At 55.7% G+C, this 18,385-nt stretch carries 21 protein-coding genes; 1 reads left to right on the plus strand and 20 read right to left on the minus strand.

The annotated features are described in order from the left end of the window. Positions 1-38: 38 nt before the first annotated feature. The 11 genes from ACXAIA_RS20185 to ACXAIA_RS20235 are packed head-to-tail and all read right to left on the minus strand — an operon-like array spanning position 39 to position 11,879. Complete coding sequence (locus ACXAIA_RS20185; RefSeq protein WP_475350940.1) at positions 39-2,195, minus strand: zincin-like metallopeptidase domain-containing protein; 2,157 nt, start codon at positions 2,193-2,195, stop codon at positions 39-41. Further along, on the minus strand, positions 2,188-2,436 hold the full coding sequence (locus ACXAIA_RS20190; RefSeq protein ID WP_475350941.1) for a hypothetical protein: 249 nt from the start codon (positions 2,434-2,436) through the stop codon (positions 2,188-2,190). Before ACXAIA_RS20190 ends, ACXAIA_RS20185 begins: the two co-directional genes overlap by 8 nt. Further along, positions 2,433-4,241: a type IV secretory system conjugative DNA transfer family protein gene (locus tag ACXAIA_RS20195; RefSeq protein ID WP_475350942.1), complete on the minus strand. Its 1,809-nt coding sequence runs from the start codon at positions 4,239-4,241 to the stop codon at positions 2,433-2,435. The genes ACXAIA_RS20190 and ACXAIA_RS20195 overlap by 4 nt, the downstream gene beginning before the upstream one ends. Beyond that, positions 4,238-5,194, minus strand: coding sequence for an ATPase, T2SS/T4P/T4SS family (locus ACXAIA_RS20200; protein WP_475350943.1), 957 nt, complete (start codon positions 5,192-5,194; stop codon positions 4,238-4,240). Before ACXAIA_RS20200 ends, ACXAIA_RS20195 begins: the two co-directional genes overlap by 4 nt. Further along, positions 5,194-7,410, minus strand: coding sequence for a hypothetical protein (locus ACXAIA_RS20205; RefSeq protein ID WP_475350944.1), 2,217 nt, complete (start codon positions 7,408-7,410; stop codon positions 5,194-5,196). The genes ACXAIA_RS20200 and ACXAIA_RS20205 overlap by 1 nt, the downstream gene beginning before the upstream one ends. A 4-nt stretch (positions 7,411-7,414) precedes the next feature. Next, complete coding sequence (locus ACXAIA_RS20210; RefSeq protein ID WP_475350945.1) at positions 7,415-8,512, minus strand: TraB/TrbI/VirB10 family type IV secretion system protein; 1,098 nt, start codon at positions 8,510-8,512, stop codon at positions 7,415-7,417. Then, positions 8,509-9,579 (minus strand): TrbG/VirB9 family P-type conjugative transfer protein, encoded by a 1,071-nt coding sequence (locus tag ACXAIA_RS20215; protein WP_475350946.1) that lies wholly within the window; start codon positions 9,577-9,579, stop codon positions 8,509-8,511. Before ACXAIA_RS20215 ends, ACXAIA_RS20210 begins: the two co-directional genes overlap by 4 nt. Next, positions 9,576-10,304 carry a VirB8 family type IV secretion system protein gene (locus ACXAIA_RS20220; RefSeq protein WP_475350947.1) on the minus strand — a complete coding sequence of 243 codons (729 nt, stop codon included), beginning with the start codon at positions 10,302-10,304 and terminating at the stop codon, positions 9,576-9,578. Before ACXAIA_RS20220 ends, ACXAIA_RS20215 begins: the two co-directional genes overlap by 4 nt. Then, the gene (locus ACXAIA_RS20225) at positions 10,292-10,477 is read right to left on the minus strand and encodes a hypothetical protein (RefSeq protein WP_475350948.1); all 186 of its coding nucleotides are present in this window, start codon (positions 10,475-10,477) and stop codon (positions 10,292-10,294) included. Before ACXAIA_RS20225 ends, ACXAIA_RS20220 begins: the two co-directional genes overlap by 13 nt. Further along, the gene (locus tag ACXAIA_RS20230; protein ID WP_475350949.1) at positions 10,468-10,761 is read right to left on the minus strand and encodes a hypothetical protein; all 294 of its coding nucleotides are present in this window, start codon (positions 10,759-10,761) and stop codon (positions 10,468-10,470) included. The genes ACXAIA_RS20225 and ACXAIA_RS20230 overlap by 10 nt, the downstream gene beginning before the upstream one ends. Next, on the minus strand, positions 10,758-11,879 hold the full coding sequence (locus ACXAIA_RS20235) for a hypothetical protein (RefSeq protein WP_475350950.1): 1,122 nt from the start codon (positions 11,877-11,879) through the stop codon (positions 10,758-10,760). The genes ACXAIA_RS20230 and ACXAIA_RS20235 overlap by 4 nt, the downstream gene beginning before the upstream one ends. Between ACXAIA_RS20235 and ACXAIA_RS20240 the strand changes: the two genes are divergently transcribed. Beyond that, on the plus strand, positions 11,863-12,336 hold the full coding sequence (locus ACXAIA_RS20240; RefSeq protein WP_475350951.1) for a hypothetical protein: 474 nt from the start codon (positions 11,863-11,865) through the stop codon (positions 12,334-12,336). The two genes, ACXAIA_RS20235 and ACXAIA_RS20240, sit on opposite strands and share 17 nt — an antisense overlap. A gap of 5 nt (positions 12,337-12,341) precedes the next feature. Here ACXAIA_RS20240 and ACXAIA_RS20245 read toward each other — a convergent pair whose 3' ends face one another. The 9 genes from ACXAIA_RS20245 to ACXAIA_RS20285 are packed head-to-tail and all read right to left on the minus strand — an operon-like array spanning position 12,342 to position 18,138. Next, positions 12,342-13,193 carry a hypothetical protein gene (locus ACXAIA_RS20245; protein WP_475350952.1) on the minus strand — a complete coding sequence of 284 codons (852 nt, stop codon included), beginning with the start codon at positions 13,191-13,193 and terminating at the stop codon, positions 12,342-12,344. After that, a complete protein-coding gene (locus tag ACXAIA_RS20250) occupies positions 13,190-13,372 on the minus strand; it encodes a hypothetical protein (protein ID WP_475350953.1) in 183 nt (60 codons plus the stop codon). Before ACXAIA_RS20250 ends, ACXAIA_RS20245 begins: the two co-directional genes overlap by 4 nt. After that, the gene (locus ACXAIA_RS20255) at positions 13,354-15,744 is read right to left on the minus strand and encodes a VirB4 family type IV secretion system protein (RefSeq protein WP_475350954.1); all 2,391 of its coding nucleotides are present in this window, start codon (positions 15,742-15,744) and stop codon (positions 13,354-13,356) included. The genes ACXAIA_RS20250 and ACXAIA_RS20255 overlap by 19 nt, the downstream gene beginning before the upstream one ends. Beyond that, positions 15,741-16,040, minus strand: a complete 300-nt coding sequence (locus ACXAIA_RS20260) for a hypothetical protein (protein ID WP_475350955.1) — start codon at positions 16,038-16,040, stop codon at positions 15,741-15,743. The genes ACXAIA_RS20255 and ACXAIA_RS20260 overlap by 4 nt, the downstream gene beginning before the upstream one ends. Beyond that, positions 16,037-16,351 carry a TrbC/VirB2 family protein gene (locus tag ACXAIA_RS20265; RefSeq protein WP_475350956.1) on the minus strand — a complete coding sequence of 105 codons (315 nt, stop codon included), beginning with the start codon at positions 16,349-16,351 and terminating at the stop codon, positions 16,037-16,039. The genes ACXAIA_RS20260 and ACXAIA_RS20265 overlap by 4 nt, the downstream gene beginning before the upstream one ends. 18 nt (positions 16,352-16,369) lie before the next feature. Beyond that, positions 16,370-16,810, minus strand: coding sequence for a hypothetical protein (locus tag ACXAIA_RS20270; protein ID WP_475350957.1), 441 nt, complete (start codon positions 16,808-16,810; stop codon positions 16,370-16,372). Beyond that, positions 16,810-17,553: a P-loop NTPase family protein gene (locus ACXAIA_RS20275; RefSeq protein WP_475350958.1), complete on the minus strand. Its 744-nt coding sequence runs from the start codon at positions 17,551-17,553 to the stop codon at positions 16,810-16,812. Before ACXAIA_RS20275 ends, ACXAIA_RS20270 begins: the two co-directional genes overlap by 1 nt. Next, on the minus strand, positions 17,540-17,776 hold the full coding sequence (locus tag ACXAIA_RS20280; RefSeq protein ID WP_114104301.1) for a helix-turn-helix transcriptional regulator: 237 nt from the start codon (positions 17,774-17,776) through the stop codon (positions 17,540-17,542). The genes ACXAIA_RS20275 and ACXAIA_RS20280 overlap by 14 nt, the downstream gene beginning before the upstream one ends. Beyond that, positions 17,773-18,138, minus strand: a complete 366-nt coding sequence (locus tag ACXAIA_RS20285; RefSeq protein ID WP_475350959.1) for a hypothetical protein — start codon at positions 18,136-18,138, stop codon at positions 17,773-17,775. The genes ACXAIA_RS20280 and ACXAIA_RS20285 overlap by 4 nt, the downstream gene beginning before the upstream one ends. Positions 18,139-18,385 lie beyond the last annotated feature (247 nt).

The following is an 18,385-nucleotide window of genomic DNA, read 5'->3' on the forward strand; positions in this document are numbered from 1 at the left end:
TTGCCGGTGGCGTTCATTGCGCCACCGGCTTTCAGGGATCAGACGGCCAAGCTGGCAGCCTGCTGCTCGCGTCCCCGTGTTCTGGTTTTGGCTTTCGGTTTGGTCAGGCCGAGCTGTTCGGTGACAAAGCGTTTCAGGGCCTCAATCCCGCGTTCCCGATGGATGTCGTTAAAGTCGGTAAGACCTTTGGCCTTTTCATCGTCGCGAAGATCCGGACGCAGGATCTTCGCCCCGGTCAGCTTAGATGCTCGCTCAGCGCCCTTGATCCCGGCATTAATCTGCTTGGCATGGTCATCATCAGCCGCAATCACCAGGGCGCGATCCGGATGCTTCTTGTGAAGGGCCTCGGCCACGGGGGCGAGGTTTCCGGAATCAAGTGCAACCACCACCGTCAGCCCGCTGGCCATATGCAGGCTTTGACCGGTGGAATAGCCTTCAGTCACGATCATCGGGCCTTTGGGATCACCTTCGATCACATGCATCAGACCGCGCTTCTTCCCGTCCTTGAGATACATCTTGGTGCCATCGGGATGGATGGTCTGTACGTTCTCGATAAAGCCTTTGTCATTGGCCATCGGCATCAGAAGGTTGCCCGATTGATCAATGCGCAGATCCCCGGCGGGCACCTGTTTGTTTTGTAAATAGGGGTGATTGCCTGGTGCTGGTTCGGCGTTTTGGAAAATCCCGTAGGCCCGCTTGGCCACTGCCCGATATTGTGCTAGCATTTCCTGTTCCTGGGCTGCCTTGCGCGCAGCGGCTTCGGCTCTGGACTGTTCCAGTTCCTTCGGATCAACCTTGGTGCCGGTCGCCACCCATTTGACCGGATCTTGCCCGGACTTGTAATTGGTGATGTTGCCTGCCGGGAGACCTTCTAGAAACCCGCGATAGGATCCACTTTTCTGGCCCTTGCGATCTCCTTCAACCGCAACCCGATGCCATTTGCCGTCCATGGTCGGTGGGCCTTCAAGGATCAGACCGTTTTCCTTCAACGCTTTTGCAAATTCCTGTTCCGGGCTGATCCTAGGCTCAGGGGTTTTGGCTTTGGTTTCCTGCCAGCGTTTGAAGGGGCCGAGCTCCATATCATCGCGGGCATACCAGGCCTTGGCCCGGCGATCCCATTTTGCGCCCAGCGCCTTGGCTTCATCCTTCTCACTAAACGGCACATTGAGATAGATGCGTTTGCGCTCGGTGTTGGTGTCCTGGTTGGGAGCCTGTGACATCTCATCACTCATGGCATTTTCCTTCTGGCGTTCAACAGCCGGGTTTTGGGCGATGGTTTTGGCTTGTTCTTTGGCTTTCACCGGGATAAGGCTTTGACGCAGATCTGGCTCCATGATCCAGGTGCGGATGTTTTCTGCATCCCGCGCAGCAGCGAACAGCGCATTGCGGTCTTCCTTGATGGCTTTCATCCAAGAGCCGACATAGGCGGCATGGCGTTCCGGATAATGGCCAAGGCCAAGCTCGGTGGTCAGCATGTAGCTGGCGATCTCGGCGCGCAGCTCTTCCTTGGCGTAAACTTCCGAGCCAAACGGCCCGAACTCTCGCGCCATGCGTGATCCATGACCGGTGGCATGGCCCAGCTCATGCAAGGCTGTGGCGTAATATTCATACTGACCTTTGAAAGCCGCCTGATGGGGCATATAGATCTCATCTGACGAAGACCGGTAAAAGGCCCGGTCAATCTGATCATGGAAGATCGGCACATTGCCCTGTTTGAGGATCTGTTCGGCCCGCTCGACCGGACTGAAGGTCGGTTCTGGCGCGATATAGGGAGCCAGACCATCGATCTGTTCGGCATTGAATACGACAGCATGAAATACCCGTGGCCGGTCCAGCCTCACGTCGCGGGTTTTGGCGACACCCTTGTCGTCAAGAACCGGCTTGCCGTTTTCATCCAGCACCTTTTCGCGCTCGGACCATTTCCAATATTCGATCATGGTGCCTTTCTCACCCTTGCGGACTTGCGCGTCCTGGGCCGCCGCCTGGCGATAGGTCATCCAGCGCGGATCGGAGCGCCCGCGCATTTCAAGCCAAAGCGCATTGATGCCACGATAGTCCTTGCCGGAGACCGGATTGAACGGGGCCATGCGGACCTTTCCAGGTTCCCATGGTTTTTGCCATGGGGCGGTGCCTGCTTCGATATGGCCAAGCAGTTCCTCGACTACCTGATCGCGATAGCTTTTCTTATCAGCCATGGTTCGAACCCTCCGCATCAGCGGTCGGATCGACCCCGTCAAAATGACTGTCGAGTGCGTCATCAGCGGAAAGCGCGTCCTCTGCAAACGCACCCATCGCCTCGGCAATATCCGGATCGACCGGCACGGGGCCGGTGAGGCTTTCTGCATTGATCATGGAAGAGGCCAGTGCGAGATAGTCCTGGTCATTGAGGGCTGCAGACGCAGGAGTGCCTTTTTCAAGTGTATTGGGTGTTTTCATGATTTGGGTCCTTTGAGAGAGGCAGGTGTGTTGGAAGAGATCGCCATTTGGGGTGGCGTCATTTGCGAACGACGAGACAGTTCGCGATCCAGGAAATAGAGCTTTTGACGGCCAAGGATGGGCGGCAGACCGGCGACAAAGATCAGGGCATCGCCGGGGACCGGTTTGCGGCCATCGGTATCAATGATCTGCAGGCGCATGCATTCATCAGGGGTGAGAAGCGGGCGGGAAGTTTCGGCCAGATTGTCCGAGACCGATCCAAGGTCGCCCATCCGGCCAGAACGGGATCGGCGTTTCTGAACGATGGTTGCCTTACCGGTCATGTCGGAAAGCAGCTTGGCGGTTTCGAGCTTGTTTGGCGTGAAGGCGACCCGGATCTTGCAATTGGCCATGATCGACTCATCACGTCCGTAATGCTTGAAGAGCTGTTCGGTATTCTGGACGATGATCATGGCCTTGAGGCCATATCCGGCCATGAAGGCCAGTGATTCCTCGAAGATCTCCAACTTGCCAATGGAGGTGAACTCATCAAGCATCAAAAGCAAGCGATGCTTGTATCCGGCAAGCGTTTGGCCAGATCCAAACTCCATGCGTTCGGTCAGACGGCGCATGAACAGGTTGAGGATGATGCGCAGCAGGGGCCGCAAGCGATCCTTGTCGGCAGGTGAAACGACAAGAAAGAGTGCCATTGGCGCATCACCATTCATCAAATCATGAAGGCGGAAGTCGCTGGTCGCGGTATTCCGCGCGATGATCGGATCGGCAAAGACGGTGAGCTGTGTTTTGGCGGTTGAATGCACGCCAGAGCGTTCTTGCGGGGCCTTGATCATCATACTGTTGGCCCCGCGCCGAACTTCCTTGTTTACATGGGATTTGCCATGATCAAAAGCGGCCATTTCAGCAAGGATATGCTCGAAATTGTCATCAGCCTGTTCAGACTGGCCGTCTTCGCTTGGTTGTCCGGTGATGCCGGAAAGGAAGATGTTCACATCATCAAAGCAGGCAATCCGGTTTTCATCGCGTCTTACGCGATAGATCACATGAAGCAGCACGACTGAGAGCCAGCCCCAGCCTTCCTCGCGCCAATAGTTTCCGGACATGCCTTTGCCGTCCGGATCAATGATCATTGCGGCGATGTTCTGACAGTCGGCAATATCCTGTTCGCTATCGATCCGAACTTCGGCCAGCGGATTAAATCGTGCCGAGCCCGAAGGTGCTGCAGGCTCAAACCGCAATACCCGATGACCAATGCTGGCAAGCCAGCCACCCGTCTTGGCAAAGTTCTCGCCCTTGATATCAAGACAAAGAATGCTTTCGCGCCAGCTGAGCAAGGTGGGGAGAATGAGGCTCACCCCCTTACCTGTACGAGTTGGAGCCCAGACCAGAACATGCTCCGGCCCGTCATGGCGCAATTCGCGGATCCGGCCAAAACATGATGGCCAACCACCGATGACAACCCCGTCCTTCCGAAACAGGCGTGCTTTCCTGAGGTCTTTCAGCTTTGCCCAACGGGCCGAGCCATGCAGTTCGTCGCCTTTTCGGTTGCCCTTGAGCGTGCTGTTATTGGCCCGTGCGGCCAGCGCCAGCACGCCGAACATGCAAAGCAATCCAGTGATGCCAATCCAAAGAGCCGGATAAAGCATTTCATCGGGAAGGCCAGCAGGGTGGGCGGCAGCGTCAAGCGACCATTGCCACCAACGCAGATCAAGAGCGTCAAAGCCAACAGCCAGATGCCATTGCCAGAGAATGGCAGTGATCATGGCAATCAGTATGACCGGAAGGGTCAGACGATAAATCGCTGTCATGACAGCATCTCCTTGCCGTCTTTAAGCACATAGCGATCATTGCGCGGCTCCCAGATATCTGTGATCCGCCGCCAGCCATCGGCGTTGCGTTTGATCTGAACCACAACATCAACCAGTTCGGCCAGAAACTCCGGCACACGTGGCATGGTCTCACCGGCCCAAGCGATGTTCTGATCGAACTTGCGGTGAATGGCTTGCCAGGGGCTTTCGGCATGGATGGTGCACATAAAGCCGGTGACACCGGAATTGAGTGCTGCCAGTGCGGCAAAGGCGTTCTGGGTGCTGATTTCGCCAAACAGGATATGATCGGGCGTGATCCGCATTAGGTGATCATAGATCTCGCGCCAACCAACCATGCCGCTGCCCGTTCCGGCCTCACGGGCCGCAATCAGGCCATTGCCATCCCAGAACTGTTCGATATGCAGCTCTGGCGTATCCTCGATGGCCAGCACACGCCGGGCCGGATCAATGGTAGCGAGCAACATGTTGAGCAAGGTCGTTTTGCCAGTGTTGGTCGCACCACTGATGATCATGTTGGCATCACCCGCGACCTTATCGATCAGATAATCGCGGATGGCTGGTGTCACGCCAGCCTGTTCCCAAGACGGTGTGAACGGATGCTTGCAGCGGATCGCGAGGCTCAGATGTGATCTGACCGATGCACCGACGAGGATCTCGCAACGATGATTGCCCGGCAGAATGCAGGAGAGCTTTGGATTGTCATCGGGATTGAACTTGAGACCACGCTGGTTGGCGAGACTGATGGCAATCCGCTCGATGGCGGCCAGTGTAAGGGCAGGATCTTCGATCTCGCGCTTGCCTTCCCCGCGTCGTTCAGTAACGACGCGGTGGGGGCGGTTCATGCGGATTTCGACGGTTGAGAGATCGCCGTAATAGGTGGCCAGCGGGCCGAGGATCTTCTCAAAAAGCGGATTGGGGGAAAGGGCGTTCATTACCACCACCCCCAACTGCCCATGCAACTGCTTTTCACCGCATCGGTGTGTGCCGGTGATCCGCCGGAATTGCCACGGTAATTGATCCAGTACTGGTTGCCCGAGCGCTTTTGCTCGTAGGCCCCATATGCGGAAGATGTCGTGCAGGTTTTCTCGATGGCATCGCCAATGATCTCACCGTCTTCGCGCTTGATGATCTTGGTGCCAACACTGGAGGTGTAGTTGCAATGATTGGAAAGTGAGAGAGAACGATTTTCCCATGAGTAACCATCGCCGCCGCCCTGGTTTACATAACTGCCTGCGGTATAACTGCTGTTACCGCATGGGCCACCACTATGATTTTGTGGGGCGGTCCAACTCGAATAAGTAGGGGCGGCCCAGCTAACAACCGCACTGCAGACATTCCCCAGATTGGCCGGTGTCGCTTCATCGACTTTCAAGCCATAAGTCGTGCCATCCGGGCGCTTATAGGTGTTTACAAGATCGCGCCCTTCAAACCGGGTGCAGTCCTCGTACCAGATATCACCATTGGCTTTCGGTCCCTGACCATCATAAACATAGGCGGTCTGAGGTTCGCCCGGCAGAACTTCACTGGTCTTGATGTTGTAACGACCTTTCGGGGTGCCTTCGATATAGACTGTGGTCAGCCGATAGGAGAACAACTGGTCATCATGGTTTTGCCAACCAGTGGTCTCGACATGATGCGGATAGGCAATCTCGCTATCCTGACATTCGGTGACATATTGCGGAATGCTATCAAGCAGATAGTAAAACCGCTCGCGACCATAACTGGTGCCAGCCGCAAGATCGTGGTTCCAGAGTGAGGGATTGTCACAGCCATCAATCGTCGACTGGATGGCGATATTGGTGCTGTCGGGTTTGCATTCGGTAATGAATTGCTCAACCCCGTTGACCACAATCTGCTTGCGGCTTTGGCGGGTGACGGTGCCAGCCGCCTGATTAATGATCGGAACGCAAACTTCCTGACCAGCGGCACTTTTGTAGACCGTTTCGTGGGGGTATTCGGTGCCATTGTCCGAACAGGCATCGGCCTGCCAGGTGGTGCCGTTCAGCTCATAAATATGACGACCGGTTTGATAGGAGCGACCAGCGGCAAAATCATGCCGGATGGAACAGCCATCGGTAACCGAGACGAGGGGAACCGCCGCCAGCTCTTCTGAAGGTTCGCAGCTTCTGACTTGGACTTCATTGTTGCTCGCATTGACATAGACGAGGGACGCCTGCGGAACAGCCATCATCTCGTTATAATCAAGATAGACCGAGCAGGCCGAGGTCTTCTCTGTGATGTCAAAGACCTTGTCTTCATCCTTCAGGCAGTCAGTGACTTCCTGACGGTTGCCGCCGCCATCGGTGTAATACAGTAGATACTGTGCGGTTGCCTGGCGCGTCTCCATATCGATGGTATCGCCACAAACTGAATAGCTGCGATCCAGTGGATAGCGATCTGCACCATCCTCACAAGTTCCCGCGCTTACATTGCCGTCTTCGGTGGTTTCGACACGGCTTTGCTGGACAGCGACGAGCTGGGCCAGATCAACCCGGATGTTGCAGCCTTCGGTCGTGACACGCACGGTCGGTGTGCTGGTATCTTCGTCCACATCAAGGGCTGATGGTGTCGAATAACCGGCAGCATCGGCATTCTTTGATGCATTCGATCCGACATTGTTTGAGGCACCGGTATCAGCCTCAGCACTTTCGGTTTCCTTTTCTTCCTTGTCGTCCTCTTCCTCGACATCATTTAAGCGCTGCAGAGCGGCAAGCAGCGTTTCCTGATTGCCCTCGATGGTCACAGGGGACGTGGGATCAAGCTCGGGGCTATCAATATTGAATTGGGCGACAAAATCGTTTGAATCGAGTGGTTCCGATTTACCGTCTTTTTCAACGCCGGTCAGCACCAGTTGCGCGATCAAATTGTCCTCAAAAGTGACATAGCGGGCATAAGCCTTGGCGGTGACACCTTCGGTTAATTTGGGAGGCGCACCAGGGACATCTACCAAGCCAAGATCAATAGCCATTGGTTCGTTTTCCGAGACCGCGGTCCGGGTTTTGGCACGGGTGACGATATTCACCTTGCGCACCATTTCCTCGATGCCGGGCTCGGCTTGCGAGGAGGCGGTTGGCTCGGCCAGTTGCGCCAGTGCGGGTGAGACAAGACAGGATGACAGGAGCAAACACCAAAGGGTTCGTTTGTTCATGCTTTTACTCCACATTTGCGATGTACCAGTCCGTTGCCGGACGGATCTGAAGGCGGGTGCCTTGGGGGATGGTGATGATGGGTTGCAGCGAAAGGGTTTCTTCGAGCACGCTGGCGCTGATCTCGCCAAAGCGGGTCGAGAGTTCTTCGGCAGCTTTTTCAGCAGCCGCGGTTGCGACTTCGCCGTCGCTTTCTTCTGATTTTGTTGTCGCGGCGGCATAGCGAACAGCCGTCGAAATGCCGGTCAGCATGAAGGCGGTGCCATAGCGTTCCCAGAAACGGCGATCCACTTCGCCAGCAGCCCCTTGGCGACCCTGAATATCACTGATCGGGGATGCGAGTTGGCGGATCTCGGCACGGTGTCCGGCAATCAGGATCCGTTCACAAGAAATCGACAGGCGCGAACTGCCCATGTCCTTGGGTGGATCATAATTGCAGATCAGTCGGGATCCTTTGGGGATCAGAACATTGCGCCCGTGATAGCCATAGACATCACGTGCCGACTGGACGATCACGGTGCCGGTTGCATCACCGCCAACCTGACTGTTGATCCCGGTTTCAAGGATCACGGTGATATAGCGATCCGCCGTAATGATCCGGCTGTTGTCGACTGGAAGTGTGGATGTCCGTCGAGGGCCTTCATAGTCGGCTTTCTCGTCCTCACTGACCGGCAGATCAAGCGGATCAAGTGCAGCATGGGTTGTCATGCTAGGCAGGACAGCATGGCCCGAAGCCCCGGCCATGTCAGAAGACACCCATGCCGGAGTGCCCCAGTCTGACGACAAGGAAACGCGATGTTGCCAGGCAGCTTCCAATGCCGTGCGATAGGGATCCGGCGCGGGCGGTTCAGGAACAGTTTCAGGTTGGGGCACAGGCTCGGGAGCCGGGGCTGGCTCTGGTTCCGGTTCCGGTTTGGCTTCCTTGATGATGATCGGCGGCATAGTTGGGGCAGGGGCCACCGGCGCTGGTGGCGGCGGGGCTGGAAGGGCCCAGACTGATGGGTCATCAGCAGGCAGGGTTGGCGGTTCATTCACAACCGGTTCGGCGCACACACCCCCAAAGGTCAGGCCTAGCACCAGTGCGACATCACAAAATGCACTCATACGCCTTCCCCGGTATATTCAACACAGAGGAAGCTCTTACCGCTTTTGAGCGTGATCAGCGGGCGAGTGCTTTCAATGATGTAGGTCTCGCCCTGGACACGGGTATTGACCAGCTCATCAATGCCATCGACCACCACATAGGCAGTCGGCAGTTCGATATCCTTCCAGCGCTTGCCAAAGCGGATATAGGTGAAGTGGTCATCCCGAAAGACTGTCTCCGGGCGCAGTGTTTCATCGCCCCAGAGATCATAGTCACCCCAGCCATGCAGGGCGTTCGGATCGAACGGGGATTGTGCAACAAAGTCGCCTTCAGGCGTGCTCGGATTGGTGTCACTCAGCGCAGCAACTGCATCGTCGATGGCAGCAGACTTGTTGCCTGGCCCAGGAACAGACATCGCCGGAAGGCTGGCTTTACCTATGTCGTCAAAGCCCGCAACCGCCGGATCGCTCTCGATCTGAACGGATCCTTCAATCCGCACAATCAGATCGGGCACATTGACCGAGTTGAAGCTCTCGGCCCTCAAATAGAACGGATAAACAGTACCTGATTTGCCATAGACGACAAGTGAGGTGTCATAACCGTATCCGCTGGGGCGCACAGCCAAACGACGGTCACCGCGTGGTTTGACAGAAAAACCGCCATCATCGCCAAGGTCGACCGCTTCAATCTTTTCACCGCGCGGCAGTTCAAGCACGGTGACCATGAACTCGCGCGTGCGGATCTTGTAGGTACAATCATCACACAGATCGGTCGCATAAACCGCTTCACTCGGATCTGCATCGTCCCAAACATCCTGAACCTGGCCGCTGGTGCGCGGACGGCTCATTGCGTTGAAGTAGCCCTCATTCTGATCGCGGGCTTGATCGACCACGCTTTCGGGCACCGGCATGGCAGACGCGGATTGTTGCGGCGTAGCTTGCGTACCGGTAAAGGGCTGCTGCGATTGTCCTGGCATTGGTGGGCGTGCAGCGGTCTGCGCATTGGCCTGCTTGTAGCCAAGAATGAGGACGGCCAGAATAAGGCTGCCAAAGACGAGATGGAAAACAAGATGGATCAGGCGTTTCATGACGCGCCTCTTTCTCTAAGCACCATGTCGAGCACGGTGACGCCAAAAGGATTGGTGTATTTGTCGGCTTCGGAGACGTTTTGCGGACGGGTGGCCAGCGTCAGGTAGGCGCGCGAGTTTTTGCGCGAGATCTCTTTGCCGCGACGATGGTCGATCTGGATGAAATCGACTGCGTATTTATGGTCTGACGATAAGGTGGCGATGGGATCGATGGAGACGATCCGCACTTCGCGCTCGATGCCTTTTTCAAGCGCCTCAGTGACCAGACCGCTATCGATCCGTTCACGTTTGAAGCGTTCCCAGAAGCTGGCATCAGAAAGCCGTGATGCTTCGCGCTGGCGTTCTTGCTGTGTGACAGGATCAATCTCATTGGTGATCAGAACGAAACGCTTGGCCTGAGCTTCAAGAAAGACTTCAAAACCTTCGACCTTCTTGCTGACGGGTTCGACAACGTAGGTACGGTCATCCGGGCCATAGGTCCGAACCAAGGCAATCTCGGTTTCCTTGAGCGGTACGAGATGCGCAACCGTTTGCACTAGAACGACGACGCCAGCGCCAAGCACAATGTTGGTTCCGGCGGACAGGCGCAGCATCCAGGCGAGCCTGCGATGGCTGGCCTGAAAGCTGAACGGATCTGCAGCAACGGTGGCTTTGTGTGTTGATGCGGCTTTGACCATCGACTTGCGCCCGTTATCGCGTTTGCCGATGCGCCCTAGCCAAGCCATGAGAAACCTTCGCCATTGAACTCAACCGGATCACAAACACAGGGGCTGAGTTTCATCTCATCGGTTCCGGTTCCGTCCTTGGGGATCTCGCGGTCTTTTGAAACGGAGACACAGCCGGACAGGAAAACGGCAAAGCAAAGAATTGGGACAAAATGTGTGGGGATCAGGCGCATGGCTGCGATCCTTTCTGATTGGGGACGGTCGGGGAGGATGAAGCGCCCACGCCAAGAACAAGCTTGGCAAGGGCAAGGACGATGGAAAGCGCAATCCAGATATGAACGGCGCTACGCATTAGACCGGCCAACTGGTCCGCATCGACTTCGCGAAGGGCCATGACAAAGACGATCAGGCTTTCGGGCGAAAACATGCCGGTCAGAACCAGCAGCCAGAGCTCAACGAGGGGAAAAGCGGCGATGATCAGAACGACATCACGGAGGAATTGCTTGAGACGGTTCATGGCTTGCCTCCCCGATCAAAGGTCGGTGTCTTGAGGCGTTCCATGACGGCATTCTTGGCGGCAACGAGGCTGTCTTTGGCTGCCCCTGCAGCTCCAACCGGATTGCGGGCGGCTCCCGCACCCAGAAGAACAGCATCAAGCGCAGCTGATGCTCCACCCGGCGCATATTTCTTGGCCGCATTGACGAGGGACAGACCGGTTGCGGTCATGCCTGCAGTGATGACGGCAGCGGCCTGATTGGTCAGCTGGGATCCGGCAATCGAGTTGGCCATGCCGGTGGCCTCGGCCATAAAGGCTGTCCCCATCCAGCCAAGAACGATGGCAACCCACAGACCCGGATTGTCGATAGAGGTGATCTCGCGAACATTCTCTGTGTTCTGGATGTCAAGCGAAGCGGCACCATAGAGACAAAGTGCCAAAGCCAGTGTTGAGCCGAACAGCACCATGAAGGCGGCAAAGACGGTTCGAACCCCCGTGATCGCCATGCCACGTCCCCAACCGAACCCGACGGCAAGCATCAGGATTGGAGAAAGGGCCGAGAACATCATCACGCGGAAGATGCTGACAACAACCTGGCTGAAATAGACAATGATCAGGATGATGTAGGGCAGGGCGAGCAGGACGCCGTAGACCCCGGCCATCAGATTGCCGAGCGAGATCGATGCCCATATCTCAAAGGCGATACGAAGTACGCTCATCAAACCTTGCTCGGCGACATAGACCAACTGCGCCATGCCGCCAAGAGATGTGGCTTCACTCGGTATCGTGGCAGTTGTAATCCCACCTTCCATACCTGCAGACAGAACGACACCAGCAGCACTACCCATCGTTGATAAAGCCATCTGATAGATGGAATTTACGAGAGTGGGCCCTTGCCCGCCCAGCAGCAGACCGGCTATAATGATGAACGCGAATTCATGAGCGAATCCAATTAGATCGCCCTTTCCCATGATCATCTTGCCGCCATGAATGACGATCCATAGACCAACGACGGAGAGATAGATGAACCACATGGGTTCGAGCAGCACAGTGCTCAGGTTCTGGGTGAAACTGTTTGCCAGATCGACATACTCCGTCACCACGTCGCATGTCAGGCAAGTGATGTCGTCGTCATTCATCGCCGTATTCCTTTTGGTTTTTGGGGGAGCCGCTAACGCGCAGATTTATTCCCAAAAGTCCGACTACTTGGATTGGGATTACGCGGTGTCTCTTTGGACGAACTACACTCGTGCAGATGCTGTCTCCGAGTGGGACCGCGTAATGCCGGTGTATGAAGCGAACAAAGAACTTGTCGTTGGATCGCGAGAGGAAGTTCTGCAGAGGCTGGCGAAGCATCCGGAAGGCGACCTCATACAGCGCGGATATGATCTCCATCGGGTTTATGAGGTTTGGAAGCATGTCTACCGAGCTGTCACCAATACAGACAAAGCGTTTGCCTGGAACGAATGGAAACAGGCCGGTTCTTGTTGGACGATGGAGCAGCGAAACGTTTTCACTCATTCGTGCCGCGATCTTCCCGATTGGCGTACCGAGAATGATGTGAAACGCGACAACACGTTTTTGGCAGGAAACTAAGCCGATCATTCTGCCGCCTCCGCATCTTCACGCTGCTGGGGCGGCAGGTATTGCAGCAACATGGTTGACTGGATTTTGACCAGTTGCGCCATGAGCTGCTGCTGTTGAACCTGCTGGCGATTAGACATCGCCATCCATTTGGCAATTGCCATCAGAAGACGCTTCATATCCGCCGCACCGTTGGTGCCTGCTTCAAGCTCTTCGATGGCCTGCTGAATTTCTTCTGCACTTTGAACGGTCAGATCGCTCTGAGCCAAGCCTGTTGTAACCGCGTCTTTGGCCAGTTCTTCACGTCTGGCTTCGACCATGGCACGGGCTTGTTGTTGTGCTTGCCATTTGGCTTTGTTGACCGGGTGATCCGGGTTGGACCAGACACCGCTGCCGGAACCTGAGCCATTGTTGCTGCCAGCAAACTCGCTGCCTTCGGGGAAGGTCCAGGTCGAAGGATCGTTCGGATCAAACCAAAGCGACTTGCGATAGATGCTGCGGCCTTCGCAGATGCTGAAGAAATCGAGATCATCAAGATTCATACCTGGCATTAGGCCAGAGAGATCCGGCGTCAGACATTGAATGTCGCGCATGATCCGGTTGGTGAGCTTCTGCATGTTCAGCACGGGCAACGTGATCTGCCCCATGGCCCCGATAGCATCAATCGTGCCCTGGGCCTGAGCGCTCAGTTTGGTCAGCCATTCGGTATGTTGCTTGAGCTGATCAATCTGCTTTTGCATCTTGCTGAGCTGTTCGCCCAACTTGGCAATGGCAGACACATCGATCACCGGATAGGTCGCATAGGCAATGGCCGGGGATGCTAGAACAATCCCGAAGGCCAGAGCAACTGAACGAAGACGCCGGTTCATGATCGACCTCCTGCCAGAAGAAGGACAAGCAAGACGATCAGGACAACACTGGTTGCGAGCGGCCAATGCATCATCGCAATCAGTCCGACCGCACCAACAAGGCTGGTTACAGTCATCATTAAAAGGGATTGTTTGATCATGTCCGGGTGATCGCAGTTGCTTACAGATGGCTTGGCCATGCGTCCCCCCATTTGCGTTGAATGGTGGCCAGATCGTTATTGGCATCCGGCCCGGAACGGTAGAACCGCACAGCATCGCCAAGCGGTGTCAGATCGACGTCAAGAATGGCGCTTTCCTCAAATCCGCTGGCCTCATCGCGCTTGATGATCAGCACCCGCCGATCATTCTTCTTGCGTGATCGCGTGCGGCCCTGGACAAACAGCTTTTGCTCTTCATTGAGATTGAACGGCTTGAGGCTCACTTCCGTGACCTTGGAGTTCGGGAAGAAGATCATGGTGGCGGTGTTTTCGATGATCGCCTCAGCGGCCCCGGTTTTGCCCAGACCTGCCGGATCCTGAAACGCCATGCCAACCGCACCGCCAAGTTTGCGGTATTCGCGATACATCTCGGCACCGAGATCCCGGAAGCCGGGGTTGGAAAGAAGCTTGGCCGCTTCATCAATGAAAATGACAAAGCCACCATTGCGTCCGGCAACGGATTTACTGATGGCCTCGGAGATATGACCAACTACCGGCCCGCCAAGAGCCGGGTCGGCCAGCGCCTCATTCATATTGATCCCAACCATGTGCGACTGGTTCAAAAGACCACCGAGGCTGTCATGTGGCGCGTTGAAGATGTGGCTCCGAAGGCCTGTATTGCCCTTGTCGTCCGTCACCCACTGCGCAAAGGCGCGACGGAGGGCCGAGCGACGGGCAAAGGCAAAGGGATAGATGGCATTCAATGTGCGATGAGGCGGTTCAATCTGAAACGTCAGATCTACGGCATGATTAAGCGCATCGATGTCACCGTCTTCGAGATCTATTCCGGCCAGAGATTTGAGGATCGCATAAACACGTTCGCGGTTCTTTGGTGTGTCGTCACCAACATCCAGAGGATTGAGCGATAGTCCGTCATAGGCTTGATAAAGACCGCCCATGGCTTCGACCATGAAGCGCGTGCCTTCCTTGGAATCAAAGATGTAAGACCGCACATTCTCAAACTTCGCAAGGCCACCCATCAGATGCATGATCAGGGTGGACTTGCCGACCCCGGACGGCGCAAAAACTAGAAAGTTGCCAAGCGAGAATGGCTTGTTGACCACCTGAAACTGGAATGCATAGGACTGCCCTGTTGGTGTTTTAAACCAGCGCACCGGTGCTGGGCCGAACTGGCTGGCCAACATGCCGGTTGCCGAATGCGGCAAAGCCCAAAGGGCTGCGATGTTCTGATCGCGCAGATCGAGCGGAGCCATAAACTGACTGCCTGGTAATCTGATCTTGCGTTTGGAAACGACAGGCAAGCGGTTAAACCAGCAGACCGGTGCTCCCTTGGTTTGCATGGCATACCCGATCCGTTTGTTGCCAAGGATCTCCGTGATCTCGCGGATAAGGCCGTTGAGTTTTTCCTCGGTTTCGGCGCGGGGAATGATCTGAAACTGCGTGGCAAAGAGGGCAGTTTTGCCTTCGGCCAGAAGATCCAGAAGCGTTGAGACTTCTGCTGCTGCAGCAGGATTGCCAAACCACGAATTAGACTCACCGGCCATACGGCGCTTATTGACCAGCATCGCCTGATCGCTGCCCCAGGGATCACATATCTGGCAAATCTCGATATCGCCCTGCAGGGCGAGGATCTCGCCGATCAGATGGCCGGAGACTGTTTCCGGCCAGAGTGTGACGGTAATGACCTTTTGGAACTGGCGAGCCGGAACATGGGTTGTGATGGTGCCGGTCACCTTGTCGCAATGAAGGTCAGATGCCGGAAGGTTCGCAGACAGGTTGTGACTGGTTGCCGGAAGGTCTCGGCGATAATCGCCGCTGACCAATCCATTGAGAAACCCGGAAAGCAAACAAGGCTGATCGTCATCAGAGCGTGCAAGAAGTTCTGGACGATATTCGGACAGGATGGCGGGGATTTTCTCTTCGGCATCCAGCAAGGGCTGCATGGTCTGAGCCGTTGCCATCAGATACCAGTCGATGAAATAGCTGGATTTATATTGTCGTGCTTCCGCCGTGCCGATTTCATCAAGCACGCTATTGGGCCAGTTTGCATGGGCGGAAATCTCGCGCTGGCGTTTGATTGCGAACAACCGAACAGTGACCGACCGTTTGCCAAGCTCTTGCAACAGGGACTGGCGACCGAGCAACAAGGTTTGTTGCTCGCTCTCGATACGGGCGTCATAGCTGGTGCCTTGCAGGTGCCATATACGCGATAGCGACCCGTCCTTGCCGCGTACAGTGACGCCATCGACCGGATCAATCCCGTCGAGCTCAAGTTCGTCCTGCAGCCAGTCTTGCTCAATATCACCCAGCAAGAAGCGACGAGCTGCCGGAACGACCAGCCCCCCGGCCATACCGGTCACAAGGCCGGTGGTGATCACATCGGTCCAAATCATTTGCGTCCTCCCGTGGTCAGGAGGCGCTCACCCTTACGGCTGCCCCAAAACATCGGGGTCACCAGCAGATCGCGGTCATAGTTCGGATTGATCCGCTGATGTTTGACGAGATAGATCCATGCGCCGACAAAGCCCAAGATCCCGCCTGGAATAACCACGGCAGGAAAATCGAACACGACGGGCAGAACAAAACCAAGAACGCCAGCGAGACCGGCAACAAGCAGAAGCGAGACCGGCAGACCGATCAGCGTCATCTGGCGCTGGACCTGAATGAGAACAGCACTGGCGGCTTTCATCGAAGAACCCCCAGAAGACCTGAAGCAATGGCCGGTCCTGCCGTGACCAGAATGCCGCCAATCACCATCATGATGCCGCGTTGCGGATCTAGCCTGCCGGTGAAAGCCCCCCAGCCACCATAGACGACCAAGCCAAGACCCAGTGCGATGGCGAAGATCTTGCCAAAGCCTTCGGCCAGAAGTTCCAAGAAGGCGACTACTGGATCCCACCAATTGCCGCCTGTAGTGTCTTGTGCAAAAGCCGGTTCGGTCATGGCCAATGTGGCAAGACCAGCGATGACAGCGATTTTGAAAAGGTTGCGTTTATCCATGTTCTGTTTTCCTTGTCGTCAGATCGTCAAAACGGTGAGGACGCCCAGCGTGAAGACGACGGCGACCAGATTGAGAGCGGTGAGGATGGAGACGAGCTTGACCATCTTGCGAAAGCGGTCCTGAGCCGTATCGGCAAGGCGGGCGGCTTCCTGCATGGCAGACAGACGTTCCCGCACGGCATCGGTCAGGGCTTCATTCTTGAAGTCCTCGATGGCGACGGTCACATCGTTGGTGAAGGTTTCAGCCTGTGCTTGAATGATCCCGGACAGGGTCCGGTTATGCTGATCAATCAGGCGGCGATGCTCGTCGAGCACGACCTTGTGGATGGTGTAGATCATGAGCACCGGGTCACCGTCCTCGACGGTGACCTGATGAACTTTCCACAAATGGGTGCGCAGCTCTTCGATGCTGTCCATGGTCAGGGGCGGCGGCGGAGCCTCATCAAGAACGCTGGCCATTACAGCACCGCCTGTTCCATGGCGGCCCCAATGCTGCGCCAGGTCATCATCAGGCGTTGGCGTGACATCAGGGGAAAGTCGGCATGTTTACCTGCCTCGTCAAAGGTCAGGCGTGCGCGCATCATTTGCTCGATGTCATGGCCAAAGGTTTCTTTGCGAACCTCGGGCAAACGGACCAGCGCGTGAATGCGGTTCTTGTTCTTTTTATAAAGTCCAGAATGCTCGAAGCTCTCGACTTCGCCCGATGCATTCTTGCGTTCAATCCGCCCGAAATACTCGTTGAGCCACACGACAACGGGAATATCGGGAACGCTCTGCAGAACCTGATGGAGGCCCTGCATGGTGTCATTCAGCGCCTGCCCACCGGTAAGCACGGTATGGAGGCGAACCTCATGACCGGCATCGGCAAGCATCTGCAGCGCCTGCGCTTCGACCATATAGCCAAGCAGCGGCAAGAAGGTGCTGGCCCCGTTATCGATCACAACCACCCCATCTTCCGGGCTGGTCATGATCTGTTCGATCAGGGCATCGAAATAACGCGGGTTGATCTCATCAGGACGTTCGCCGAGCCGAATGGTTTCGACGGGAAAAGCCTTGTATCCGGCAAAGGTCTGGTTGACCGGATCGGTGTCATAGCAATGAACCGGGGTGTCGCGTTTGAGGTAATGCTGTGCGAGCAGGCTTGCGACAAACGACTTGCCGACCCCGCCCTTGCCCTGAAGGGTAAGATTAATCAACGCCATCGGCGATAACTCCATCTGAAATGATAATTTTGATGCCCAGCACAGTCGCGAGGCGGAACACGTGGGCTGCAGACAGATCTGTCCTGCCAGCCTCAAAATCTCGATAGGTGCGTTCGCACACGCCTATGCATTCACCTGCACCAGCTTGGGTGAGACGTTGGCTCTCGCGGGCTTGCCGCAGGCGGGTGTGAAGGGTGAGGTAGTCTGATTGCCAGGAGCTCACGGAGTTTCCTCCGTGTCGTCCGACGATCCTTCCCACAAGCGATCAAGCTCTTCTTGCTCTTCGGCCTTCAGGCTAGGGAGCAAGTTGCTTGTGGCAGGCTCCGACTTCTCAGTCAGGTAGCTCTGGATTGGTTTGCTGGTCCTAGCAGTGGACTGCGCAGAGGTGTTGCGTGTGGACTTCGAGGCTTCAGTACGCATTCGTTTAACGCGGTCATAGAATGACCGGCGAGACATTGTGATACGTCCCGATGCACTCAGTTCTTCGTAGATTGTTCTGACCAGAATGCCTTGCTCAAGCTTGCCGAGAATTTCATCTCGCAAAGCAAGGATTTCGATCTTCGCCTGACCCCATTCGGCTGGCATTGTAGGACCCCCATCATGCCGTTAACGACTTGACAAGGATCGGAAATGTATGGTCTCAATTCTCTACCGAGTGCACCAAAATCTGATGTTTCTCGGGGAAAAGAATTGGGCAAACAGGTATGCCCCCGCAACCAACATTAAAATAAGCTCGCCTTTGTGGCGGGCTTATACTTTGAGAGGCAGAAGGATTTGTTATGATCCTTCTGCCTCTTTTGTTTGAACGGGTGGTGGCCACCACCCGTTCACG

This window comes from Thalassospira sp. ABL2_045 (assembly GCF_056161285.1).

What these genes read in the sequence shown, in the direction of transcription:
- ACXAIA_RS20185 (WP_475350940.1), bottom strand. Translation starts at nt 2,195, where the DNA reads ATGGCTGATAAGAAAAGCTATCGCGATCAGGTAGTCGAGGAACTGCTT.
- ACXAIA_RS20190 (WP_475350941.1), bottom strand. Translation starts at nt 2,436, where the DNA reads ATGAAAACACCCAATACACTTGAAAAAGGCACTCCTGCGTCTGCAGCC.
- ACXAIA_RS20195 (WP_475350942.1), bottom strand. Translation starts at nt 4,241, where the DNA reads ATGACAGCGATTTATCGTCTGACCCTTCCGGTCATACTGATTGCCATG.
- ACXAIA_RS20200 (WP_475350943.1), bottom strand. Translation starts at nt 5,194, where the DNA reads ATGAACGCCCTTTCCCCCAATCCGCTTTTTGAGAAGATCCTCGGCCCG.
- ACXAIA_RS20205 (WP_475350944.1), bottom strand. Translation starts at nt 7,410, where the DNA reads ATGAACAAACGAACCCTTTGGTGTTTGCTCCTGTCATCCTGTCTTGTC.
- ACXAIA_RS20210 (WP_475350945.1), bottom strand. Translation starts at nt 8,512, where the DNA reads ATGAGTGCATTTTGTGATGTCGCACTGGTGCTAGGCCTGACCTTTGGG.
- ACXAIA_RS20215 (WP_475350946.1), bottom strand. Translation starts at nt 9,579, where the DNA reads ATGAAACGCCTGATCCATCTTGTTTTCCATCTCGTCTTTGGCAGCCTT.
- ACXAIA_RS20220 (WP_475350947.1), bottom strand. Translation starts at nt 10,304, where the DNA reads ATGGCTTGGCTAGGGCGCATCGGCAAACGCGATAACGGGCGCAAGTCG.
- ACXAIA_RS20225 (WP_475350948.1), bottom strand. Translation starts at nt 10,477, where the DNA reads ATGCGCCTGATCCCCACACATTTTGTCCCAATTCTTTGCTTTGCCGTT.
- ACXAIA_RS20230 (WP_475350949.1), bottom strand. Translation starts at nt 10,761, where the DNA reads ATGAACCGTCTCAAGCAATTCCTCCGTGATGTCGTTCTGATCATCGCC.
- ACXAIA_RS20240 (WP_475350951.1), top strand. Translation starts at nt 11,863, where the DNA reads ATGTCGTCGTCATTCATCGCCGTATTCCTTTTGGTTTTTGGGGGAGCC.
- ACXAIA_RS20235 (WP_475350950.1), bottom strand. Translation starts at nt 11,879, where the DNA reads ATGAATGACGACGACATCACTTGCCTGACATGCGACGTGGTGACGGAG.
- ACXAIA_RS20245 (WP_475350952.1), bottom strand. Translation starts at nt 13,193, where the DNA reads ATGAACCGGCGTCTTCGTTCAGTTGCTCTGGCCTTCGGGATTGTTCTA.
- ACXAIA_RS20250 (WP_475350953.1), bottom strand. Translation starts at nt 13,372, where the DNA reads ATGGCCAAGCCATCTGTAAGCAACTGCGATCACCCGGACATGATCAAA.
- ACXAIA_RS20255 (WP_475350954.1), bottom strand. Translation starts at nt 15,744, where the DNA reads ATGATTTGGACCGATGTGATCACCACCGGCCTTGTGACCGGTATGGCC.
- ACXAIA_RS20260 (WP_475350955.1), bottom strand. Translation starts at nt 16,040, where the DNA reads ATGAAAGCCGCCAGTGCTGTTCTCATTCAGGTCCAGCGCCAGATGACG.
- ACXAIA_RS20265 (WP_475350956.1), bottom strand. Translation starts at nt 16,351, where the DNA reads ATGGATAAACGCAACCTTTTCAAAATCGCTGTCATCGCTGGTCTTGCC.
- ACXAIA_RS20270 (WP_475350957.1), bottom strand. Translation starts at nt 16,810, where the DNA reads ATGGCCAGCGTTCTTGATGAGGCTCCGCCGCCGCCCCTGACCATGGAC.
- ACXAIA_RS20275 (WP_475350958.1), bottom strand. Translation starts at nt 17,553, where the DNA reads ATGGCGTTGATTAATCTTACCCTTCAGGGCAAGGGCGGGGTCGGCAAG.
- ACXAIA_RS20285 (WP_475350959.1), bottom strand. Translation starts at nt 18,138, where the DNA reads ATGCCAGCCGAATGGGGTCAGGCGAAGATCGAAATCCTTGCTTTGCGA.